Source organism: Spirosoma sordidisoli, assembly GCF_004138325.1.
GTDB classification, from domain to species: domain Bacteria; phylum Bacteroidota; class Bacteroidia; order Cytophagales; family Spirosomataceae; genus Spirosoma; species Spirosoma sordidisoli.
Genome location: NZ_SBLB01000001.1, coordinates 1,716,929 through 1,727,054, shown reverse-complemented (window position 1 = coordinate 1,727,054; position 10,126 = coordinate 1,716,929). Strand labels below are relative to the sequence as shown.

9 protein-coding genes are annotated in these 10,126 nt (G+C 54.0%); 5 read left to right on the top strand and 4 right to left on the bottom strand.

Going from position 1 to position 10,126, the window contains the following annotated elements; translation table 11 throughout:
• Positions 1-6 precede the first annotated feature (6 nt).
• The gene (locus EQG79_RS07395; RefSeq protein WP_129600963.1) at positions 7-867 is read left to right on the top strand and encodes a hypothetical protein; all 861 of its coding nucleotides are present in this window, start codon (positions 7-9) and stop codon (positions 865-867) included.
• On the opposite strand, the gene EQG79_RS07390 is transcribed toward EQG79_RS07395, so the two are convergent.
• Positions 864-1,811 carry a GNAT family N-acetyltransferase gene (locus tag EQG79_RS07390; RefSeq protein ID WP_129600961.1) on the bottom strand — a complete coding sequence of 316 codons (948 nt, stop codon included), beginning with the start codon at positions 1,809-1,811 and terminating at the stop codon, positions 864-866. The two genes, EQG79_RS07395 and EQG79_RS07390, sit on opposite strands and share 4 nt — an antisense overlap.
• 88 nt (positions 1,812-1,899) lie before the next feature.
• Positions 1,900-2,787 (bottom strand): Ppx/GppA phosphatase family protein, encoded by an 888-nt coding sequence (locus EQG79_RS07385; RefSeq protein WP_077920739.1) that lies wholly within the window; start codon positions 2,785-2,787, stop codon positions 1,900-1,902.
• A gap of 20 nt (positions 2,788-2,807) precedes the next feature.
• Here EQG79_RS07385 and EQG79_RS30935 point away from each other — a divergent pair, with 20 nt between their 5' ends.
• From EQG79_RS30935 to EQG79_RS07370, 4 genes are all read left to right on the top strand, one after another.
• Entirely contained in the window at positions 2,808-2,972 is a 165-nt protein-coding gene (locus EQG79_RS30935; protein WP_161492743.1) for a hypothetical protein, read from the top strand.
• A 158-nt stretch (positions 2,973-3,130) separates the two neighbouring features.
• A complete protein-coding gene (gene metH / locus EQG79_RS07380) occupies positions 3,131-6,958 on the top strand; it encodes a methionine synthase (protein WP_129600959.1) in 3,828 nt (1,275 codons plus the stop codon).
• Between the two features lie 93 nt (positions 6,959-7,051).
• Complete coding sequence (locus tag EQG79_RS07375) at positions 7,052-8,080, top strand: AAA family ATPase (RefSeq protein WP_129600957.1); 1,029 nt, start codon at positions 7,052-7,054, stop codon at positions 8,078-8,080.
• Positions 8,080-8,634, top strand: coding sequence for a hypothetical protein (locus EQG79_RS07370; protein WP_129600955.1), 555 nt, complete (start codon positions 8,080-8,082; stop codon positions 8,632-8,634). The genes EQG79_RS07375 and EQG79_RS07370 overlap by 1 nt, the downstream gene beginning before the upstream one ends.
• Before the next feature lie 48 nt (positions 8,635-8,682).
• On the opposite strand, the gene EQG79_RS07365 is transcribed toward EQG79_RS07370, so the two are convergent.
• Both EQG79_RS07365 and EQG79_RS07360 read right to left on the bottom strand, forming a co-directional pair.
• Positions 8,683-9,495 (bottom strand): class I SAM-dependent methyltransferase, encoded by an 813-nt coding sequence (locus EQG79_RS07365; protein ID WP_077920743.1) that lies wholly within the window; start codon positions 9,493-9,495, stop codon positions 8,683-8,685.
• Between the two features lie 217 nt (positions 9,496-9,712).
• Positions 9,713-9,976 carry a hypothetical protein gene (locus tag EQG79_RS07360; RefSeq protein WP_129600953.1) on the bottom strand — a complete coding sequence of 88 codons (264 nt, stop codon included), beginning with the start codon at positions 9,974-9,976 and terminating at the stop codon, positions 9,713-9,715.
• Positions 9,977-10,126: the final 150 nt, after the last annotated feature.

The window sequence follows — 10,126 nt, the reverse complement described above, 5'->3', positions numbered from 1 at the left end:
TCGTTGATGAATTATCTTGGTCTGAGCATACCCCGCATTCTTGGTTTCTGGTTCGATACGGTGGCCCGTAACTGGTTTTACCGCCTGAAGGTGGTGAGTCGTAACTATGGTCATTTGCAGAAAACCCGTAGGCTTAAAGGAAGTATGTCGGGCCGGAAGGCCCTGGTACTGGCTAACGGACCGTCGGTCGGGCGGCTCGACCCCGACAAGATCACCCGGCTGCAGCAGGCGCAGCACTTCGACGTGTTTGCGGTGAACTCGTACATTAGTTCGCCCCTGGCCGATGTCGTTGTCCCCGACTATTACCTGCTGAGTGATCCGGCTTTTTTCTTTCCCGAGAAATACCCGCACCTGACCGAACGGCTCAAACGAGACATGGCCCTGCTGACCGAACGCAACATCACCTGCTTCGTACCGCTGGAACACGTTACTGCATCGCCTTTCCAGAAAAAATACGGCTACTACGACCGGGGAAACGTATTTCTGAACCGGATCACCCTTACCGGCCCCCGGAGCTATATTTCCATGACGGCCTACAAAGCCCTGGCTGCGGCCTGCTACATGGGCTACCGCGAAATCTACATCTGTGGCTTCGATAACGATTATTTCCTCAACCTGGTCGTAGACGAGAATAACGATATGTACTACATCGATCGGCATTTCTACGACAAGTCGGGCGATCCGCCGTCGAAGGTGCGCAACACCAACGCGGGCAGCGTAGGCGAGTTGTTGTACTCCCACCACTTCCTGTTCAAAGACCTCGAAAAGTTCAAAGGCTACCCGATCGTCAACCTCAACCAGCAGGGCCTGGTCGATTGTTTCCCCAAGCAGCATTCGCTCGATATTTATAAAGACGAAGCAAACTAAAACTGTTTCTCGAAGGTGAGCCTGGGCGATTCCTGAGCGCCAAGTCGGCGTTTGAAGCGGCTCAGACTGGGTTTGGGCTGGTGATCGCCGTCGAGCGATACGCCCAGATCGAGCAGCCGAATCTGCTGCTGCCGGCAGTAACCGACCAGCCCGTCAATGAGTAGTACCATGGGACTGAACGTATGATAGTCGGGGCTGGATGCGGGCAGGAAACTGTACAGAATGTCGGCCCGGACGCGTACGGCTATGGTCAGCGCAGCTACCGCACCTGTGTCGCTGACCACAAAGACCAGAAACTGATTCGGGAAGGTTCGGAGCAACTGGCCTAACTGCTCGGGGGGCAGGCTGAGCGCGTAGCCCTGCTGCTGCCGGGTGCTGACCAGAAAAGCGGTAACGCGGTCGATGTCGGGATTAGGCCAGTGCTCGAACCGGAAACCGGCGTTCCTGCATTTCTGAAGCCGTCGCCGTTCGGAGGCATCGATGCGGGTGTCGAAAGGGTCGTCGGTAATGGGTAGTAGGTAACTCGCCGTTGTCGACACGATGCCGAACCCGCGCCGGGTGAGTTGCTCCGTGAGCTGCTGCGCCTGCCGGGGAGCGTAATCGTGGGGGTAGTTGACCAGCCGGAAGCGGCTCACCCCACTGGCAGAGACCACCGCCAGTAACGTATCCAGAAAGTCGCCGAGTGCTGTGTCGGGCAGCGTATCGGTAAACTCGACCGAGCCGAACGGAGCGGCCGCGGGGCTACGGGCCTGGTTGCCATCGACGAAAAACGTACAGCGCGCTTCGGCCCGGCCGGTGCGCGTATTGACGGCCAGTACCGTACGACCCGTGCCGGGATGTTGCTGCCGAACGTGCTCAGGGGTATTGAAAAAGAAGCCATCCTCCGCATACGGCCATCGGGTGGGTGCGTGCAGGTCGGCGTCGAGTTCGATACGGTAAGGCATACCTTCCTTACGCAGGAACCGGATAAACGTAACGGCCGGCACCCCTGGAGAGCGTGCCGGCCGTTACGAATGAACCCTCAAGCGCGGGTCAGTGCGTTTTGTGCTTTTTTATGTGCTGGGAGTAAACCAGCTGGATGATTCCGTCTTTGAGGCCGAGGTCGGGCACGATGATCTGGCTGGCTCGGGCCCATTTCATGACCGAGATATAGATATCGGCGGCCGGTACGATCACATCGGCCCGGTCGGCGTTGAGCCGGAGTTTGTTGATCCGGTCGTCCAGGCTAAACGTAGCAATGTGGTTACGGATGCGCTCAATCTCGGTCAGGGTCGTGCCTTCTTCGGTGGTTTTTGCCGCCAGGTTGAAGAGTTTGCTGATGTTGCCACCCGTACCAACGGCAATTATCTCGCGGGACGCGTCGACGTTATCTTCGACCCAGTCTTCTATTTTTCGCCAGGCGCCTTTTGTTTCTTTGCCTTCCAGCAGCCGTACCGAGCCGATCTTGAACGATCTGGAATTGACTTTCTGCCGGTTCACGTAGAGGTTAAGCTCGGTGCTGCCACCCCCCACATCGATGTGCAGAAACTGCCGGTCGTCGAGGGCCTGAACAACCACATTGTTGATCAGTTCGGCTTCTTTCTGGCCGTCGATGATGTGAATTTTTACCCCGGTTGCCGCTTCGATACGCCGGGCTATATCGGGGCCGTTACTGGCTTCGCGCATGGCTGAGGTAGCGCAGGCCATATAGCCTTCTACCTCGTGCAGCTCCATGAGGAGTTTATACACCTGCATGAGCTTGGTCGTGCGGGCTTCGGACTCGGGGGTTAGTTCGCCGAAATTAAAGACGTCGTGACCCAGGCGGAGCGGGAACCGCACGTATTCGACCCGCTTAAAACTGACGAGGTCATCGTTGTGGAGAACCGTCGAAATCTGCATCCGAGCCGCGTTCGACCCGATATCAATAGCTGCCAGTTTCAAAACAAAAAGAGCTAATTTTAATGAACAAAACGGCCAAAGATACCAACTTCCGGGAGCTTTGCTACCAGTGGCGTACGGGCCTGAACTCGCCGGTCTGCCCCTATGGGAGCAACCGGCAGGCCCGGCCCGTGCGAAATAAACTGGTTACGAACGGTTCCTGTTCAGAACGGGCTTATACCCAATAGACCGGGAAGCGTTTCGTTGACCAACTGTTTTGCGTAATTTTACCAGCCCTAAGCACTTCACCACACCCGTTACCAGTCAGTCATTATTTCACGGCACTTGAATTATTCCGGGCTGACTATATGTTGATTCTGAATATAGCCAAAACGATTTGCATCCTTTGAAGCCTATTACCGAACTTCTCCGGGAACGTATCCTCGTCCTCGACGGCGCGATGGGGTCCATGATTCAGCAGTACCAACTCACCGAGGCCGACTACCGGGGTGAGCGGTTCGCCGACTGGCCCCACGATCTCAAAGGCAACAACGACCTGCTGTCGCTGACCAAACCTGAGGTCATTCAGGAAATACACCGGCAGTATCTGGAAGCCGGTGCCGACATTATCGAAACGAACACCTTCAGCGGCACCAGTATCGCCATGGCCGACTACCATATGGAGTCGCTGGCCTACGAACTGAACCGCGAGTCGGCCCGGATCGCTAAAGAAGTGGCCGATGAGTTTACGCGGCAAAACCCCGACAAGCCCCGGTTTGTGGCCGGTGCTATGGGCCCTACTAACCGTACCGCCAGCCTGTCGCCCGATGTCAACAACCCTGCCTACCGCGCCGTTACGTTCGATGATCTGGTGGCTGCTTACTATGAGCAGGTAGCCGGGCTGGTCGACGGGGGGGCAGATTTGCTGCTGGTCGAAACCATTTTCGATACGCTCAACGCCAAAGCTGCCCTGTTCGCCATCGACAAGTACTTCAAAGAAGGCGGAAAGCGCGTAGCGGTACAGGCCGGTCAGCTGGCCGAAGCCCAGTCTCCGCTGCCGATCATGGTGTCAGGCACGATTACCGATGCCTCCGGGCGAACCCTGTCGGGGCAGACAACGGAAGCCTTTTTGTACTCCGTTTCGCACCTGCCGCTGCTGAGCGTGGGGCTGAACTGTGCGCTCGGGGCTGAACCGATGCGCCCCTATATTCAGACGCTTGCCAAAGAAGCGCCGTTTTTTACATCGGCCTATCCGAACGCGGGATTGCCCAACGCCTTCGGGGAGTATGACGAGACGCCCGAGCTGATGGCCGTACAAATCGAAGGGTTCGTGCGCGACGGGTTTGTCAATATCGTGGGGGGGTGCTGCGGCTCTACCCCGGCCCACATCCGGGCCATTGCCGACGTGGCGGCCAAATACCCACCCCGCCAGCTGCCGGCGCCTGAGCCTTACCAGAAGCTGAGCGGGCTGGAACCCCTCAAAATTACCGAGCAAACCAACTTCCTGAACGTTGGCGAACGAACCAACGTGACCGGCTCGAAGAAATTTGCGCGGCTGATCAAAGAAGGCAACTACGACGAAGCGCTGAGCATTGCGCGTGGCCAGGTGGAAGGGGGCGCGCAGGTGATTGACGTTAACATGGACGAAGGTATGCTCGACTCGGTCGAGGCCATGACCACGTTCCTGAACCTGATTGCGTCGGAACCCGATATTGCCCGCGTCCCGATCATGGTCGACTCGTCAAAGTGGGAGGTGATCGAAGCCGGTCTCAAATGTGTGCAGGGAAAAGCCATCGTGAACTCCATCTCACTGAAAGAAGGGGAGGAGGCATTCATCGAGCGCGCCCAGCTCGTTAAGCGTTACGGAGCCGCTGCGGTGGTGATGGCTTTCGACGAGAACGGGCAGGCCGATTCCTACGAACGGCGCATCGAAATCTGCGAACGCGCCTACCGGATTCTGGTCGACAAGGTTAACTTCCCCGCGCAGGATATCATCTTCGACCCCAATATCCTGACCGTAGCAACGGGTATCGAAGAACACAACAACTACGCCGTCGATTTCATCAATGCCACCCGCTGGATCAAGGAGAACCTGCCGCTGGCGAAGGTAAGCGGGGGCGTGTCGAATATTTCGTTCTCGTTCCGGGGTAACGATGTGGTACGCGAAGCTATGCACTCGGCTTTCCTCTACCACGCCATCCGGGCGGGTCTCGACATGGGTATCGTAAATGCCGGTCAGCTGGAGGTGTATGACAGTATTCCCAAAGACCTGCTCGAGCGCTGCGAAGACGTACTGCTGAACCGCCGGCCCGACGCTACCGAACGCCTGGTCGAGTTTGCTGAAACGGTAAAAGCCAAAGGCAAAGTCGTTGTACAGGACGATGCGTGGCGGAGTGAACCCGTTCGGGAGCGGCTCAAACACGCGCTTGTCAAAGGCATTACGGATTTCATCGATCAGGACGTAGAAGAAGCCCGGCAGCAGGTCGAGCGGCCGCTGCACGTGATCGAGGGGCCGCTCATGGACGGCATGAACGTCGTAGGCGATCTGTTTGGCGAAGGGAAAATGTTTCTGCCGCAGGTGGTCAAGTCGGCGCGGGTCATGAAAAAAGCCGTGGCCTACCTGACGCCCTTTATCGAAGCCGAGAAACTGGTAGGCGGAGATACCTCGACCAATGCCGGTAAAATACTGCTGGCCACCGTAAAAGGTGATGTGCACGATATCGGCAAAAATATCGTCGGCGTGGTGCTGGGTTGTAATAATTACGAAATCATCGATCTGGGCGTGATGGTGCCGACCCAGAAAATTCTGGACGCGGCCCGCGAACACCAGGTCGACATCATTGGCCTGAGCGGGCTCATAACCCCATCGCTCGACGAGATGGTCGGGGTGGCAAAGGAGATGGAGCGGCAGGGCTTTACGATCCCGCTGCTGATCGGGGGCGCTACGACCTCCCGGATGCATACGGCCGTGAAAATAGACCCGCACTACTCGGGGCCGGTTATTCATGTGCTCGACGCAAGCCGCAGCGTACCGGTAGCCGGTCGGCTGGTCAGCGATACCGAAGGCACCAAAGAAGAAATTTTCCGCGAAATCAAAGCCGAGTACGCCCGGCTGCGCGAAGACCACGCCAAGCGGCAGAAAGAGAAGAATCTGCTGGGTATCGAAAAGGCCCGCGCTAACCGGACGCCCATCGACTGGCAGGCCTTCCAGCCCACCAAACCTGCGTTTCTCGGCAATCGCTATTTCGACGAGTACGATATCGCCGAACTGGCCAAATACATCGACTGGACGCCTTTCTTCCAGACCTGGCAGCTAAGCGGCAAATACCCGGCTATCTTTGACGATGCCGTCGTGGGCAGCGAGGCTCGTCGACTTTTTGACGACGCCAACCGGCTGTTGCAGGAGATCATTGACGGCAAGCTGCTGGGGGCGAAGGCCGTAGTCGGCTTCTACCCGGCCAACTCCACCGACGACGACGTGTTGCTGCATGAGTTCGAAGAGGAAATCCGCGATATTGCCTGCGAACGCCACGGGTCACACCGGCACATCGAGTACAAAATCAGCCGGGCCGAAACGGCGGCTGCGGTAAGCGTCTCCAACGCCGGCACCCTCGTCTACGACACCCGTACGGTGCTGCATTTTCTGCGGCAGCAGAATCAGAAAGCACCGGGCTTACCCAACTTCTGCCTGGCCGATTTTGTGGCTCCGCTCGACAGCGGCCGTGAAGACTACATCGGCGGATTTGCGGTAACGGCGGGTATTGGTATTGAAGCACTGCTGGAAAAATACGAACGCGACCACGACGACTATAACAGCATCATGGTGAAAGCGCTGGCCGACCGACTGGCCGAAGCCTTTGCGGAACGGATGCACGAGCGGGTTCGGAAAGAGTTCTGGCCCTACGCGACTAACGAAACGCTCAGCAACGACGAGCTGATCAAAGAAAAATACCAGGGTATCCGGCCGGCACCGGGCTATCCGGCCTGCCCAGACCATACGGAAAAAGCGACCCTGTTCGAGCTGCTGGACGCCAACAAAATCGGTATCGAGCTGACCGAAAGTTTCGCCATGTACCCGGCTTCGTCGGTGAGCGGTTTTTACTTCAGCCACCCCGAATCGAAATATTTCGCGGTGGGTAAGATCAGCAAAGACCAGGTACTCGACTACGCGATGCGCAAAGACATGCCGGTCGACGAGGTAGAGCGGTGGCTAAGCCCGGTGCTGGGCTACTGATACCGTCTGAATAGACATATTTCTAACAAAAAGACGGCTACTCATACAGCCGTCTTTTTGTTGTTAACTTAGACGCGCAATCGGTAATCAGATATGAATCATTTTATTGATCGACTGGAAATCACCAATTTTAAATCCATCCGGGAGTTGACGGTTGACGGTTTCAGGCGCATCAACCTCTTCATCGGTAGGCCAAACGTAGGAAAATCAAATATTATAGAAGCGCTGTCGCTATTGAATACATCATGGGAGAAATTAACAGATATTGTCCGGGTAGAGAATCTTAGGGAACTCCATTTCAATGGAGATATAAACCAAGAAGTTTCAATAAAAATCAGGCGGGATAAAAACTTGCAATACGAAGAGGTATGTAAGCTTATATTTCTTAAATCTGCCTCAGAAACACTTATTGCAGCGAGAAGTATTAACACCTTTGATCCCAATGACGTTCACACTAATCAAAAGTACGCCTATACAGTAAATGATAATTTTAGCGTACATAAGCCTAAAGGTTACAGCCAAATTTTTGAGCCAGAGACAAAACGATATGCGTATAGGCCTGATGTGAAGTTCTTAGAGAGAAGGGTATCTTATCTGCTTCCCCCTTTTGGGGAAAATATTTTGTACGTTCTTGAACTCATGCCTGAGCTTCGCAAGCTATATGCTCAGTGGTTTCGGCAGTACGGTTTGCGGCTGGTACTGGATACCGCCAGTCAATCATTGAAAGTACAAAAAGAGAAAGGGGAAGATGAAGTTTTTCAGTTACCCTATTCGTCGGTGGCAGACACCCTGCAACGTATTATTTTTTATAAAACAGCTGTTGCTTCCAATGAAAATTCAGTGCTCTTATTTGAAGAGCCGGAAGCACACGCTTATCCACCTTATATAAGCGAATTCACGCAGGAAGTAATCCGTTCGTTAACTAATCAATTCTTCATAGTAACGCATAGCCCGTTGATCGTTGAGGAGTTTCTGACCGATGCCATCGATGAGTTAGGCATATTCATGGTCGACTTTAAGGATGGACAAACCGTCGTGAGAGGACTGACAACAGAAGAGGTTTACGAAGTCAGAAAATATGGCGTTGATTTATTTTTTAACAGCGAAGCCTATTTATCCTGATGGACCTGAATGTGCTCCCTGAATGCTATATTGATACGAAACTGGTCAAAGCACTTGTACCACCCAAACGTCAGTATAATCATCAAAAAGGTACCAATGTCCTGAAAATAATGAAGGAGAGCTTGGCTGATGAGTTTGCCCTGGGTATTGTCGATGAAGATGTGCAGGACCGGGAATATGCACAGAATTTTGACTCGATTTATCATATAGAAGGTTGCCTCAGACTGCTGAAACACAGTACAAGACCACACTTCCTTATCTACTTATGTCCGGCAGTCGAACGATGGATTATATTTTGTGCCGATGAGGCTCAAATTTCATTAACCACGTATGGGTTACCCCATGATTTTGACAAACTCAGAAAAATTTCTAAAACATCGAAAAGTGAAGATCGGGATCCTCATTCCGATAACTTTCAGAAGCTATTCAGAGCGCTCAGACAATCAAACTCGCCGTCTGTTTCAATACTACAATTATGGGTCAATTACCTAAAGACCAACCCATACACAGCAGATGTAAACTGGCTTATTGACGAGACAAATCGACTGCGATAATAAGACAATAAAAGGTATACTAGCCAGCCCAAACTGGCTAGTATATAGTCAGCACTGAACCGTTACCCGCAGGAAAGAGGCATCAACCGTGGTGGTGGTCGGGTCGGCGCTTTTGTTCTGACTGATGAATAAGGCTTCCAACTCAGTCTGTAGCTCTGCCGTCTTTCCGTTCGTTTCGGCGGCTTCGAATGCATTCATGGTTGGCCCGTAATAGGTTTTGAACACGCTGACAAATTCGGCGGGGGAATAGGGCGCGTTGAAGGTAAACGTATCTTTCACGAATGAAATAGCCGATTGGGCTATCCCGGCTTTCCCGAACCGTTCGATGACATGGCTCTCGATACCCCACAGCATAGGACTTATGAACCCGTCGGGCGGTGGCGGGGTATAGGCCGAACTGATTTTTAGAATCTGAGCCACCAGCGTAGGATCGCCCGGAATCCAGTTGCCCATGATGATCCGCCCGCCCGGTCGGGTGACGCGAACCATTTCACTCGCCACTTCAAACGGCTTCGGGGCAAACATGGCGCCGAATATGCTTACGACCAGATCGAACCGATGATCGTCCAACTCTGACAGATCGGTAGCGTCCCCTTCCTGAAACGTACAGGTAGAGAGTGCCTCAGCCCGGGCGCGACTGTTACCTGCTTCAACCAGATTACGGGCAATGTCGACCCCTAAAACGATAGCCCCGCGTCTGGCTGCCGGCAGGGCGGTAGTTCCATCCCCACAACCCAGGTCAAGAACGTCCAGTCCCTGGGTAATACCAAGCTGGGCAACCAGGTTTTCACCACTTTCCCGCATGGTTCGGGCAATTTGGGTGAAGTCGCCTTTCTCCCACAGTACTTTGTTCGGATTCATCGGTTATCTGATTTAGAAGGTTAATACATACAAAAGCTACAGCTTTTGTATGTATTAGTCGCTAACACTACCTTCACGAACAACAGTCGCCTAAAGAATAAGAACAAAACACCGTCAGCTACCCGTAACGGCCACTTCGGTATTCAACAACAGCGCGCATCCAACCAGGCTGGTCAGGTGCGCGCTGTTGTTAGGAAATCAAAACGTTGATAGCGGCTTACCGGCTACCCGTTTTTTTGCGGCTGGTCGACTTCGTGGTCGCGGTCATCGATCCCTGCCGGGTAGTACTCCCCTTTTGAGCGCCGATACTACCCGCTCCATTCGAGGGGCCGCCCGACGTAGCACCACCCTTAACCGATTGTTGCAGCCCACTGCTCGACCCGGGCTTTGTACTGTTCTTGCCCGAACTACCCGACTGGGCAAAGCTGCCTGCCGAAGCCAGCGTGGTCAGCAGGGCTACCATTATTACTGCACTCTTCATACGTTGATCAGGTTTTATGAAACTATATGTATTTGTTGTTGATAACCGACTCGGGTGGCTGATGTTCAGGCTTCTTTTTCAGTGGTTGCCCGATCTCAGACTGGGCTAAAAACAGAAAACCCGGCCGCCTGGCCGGGTTTTCTGTTCCAC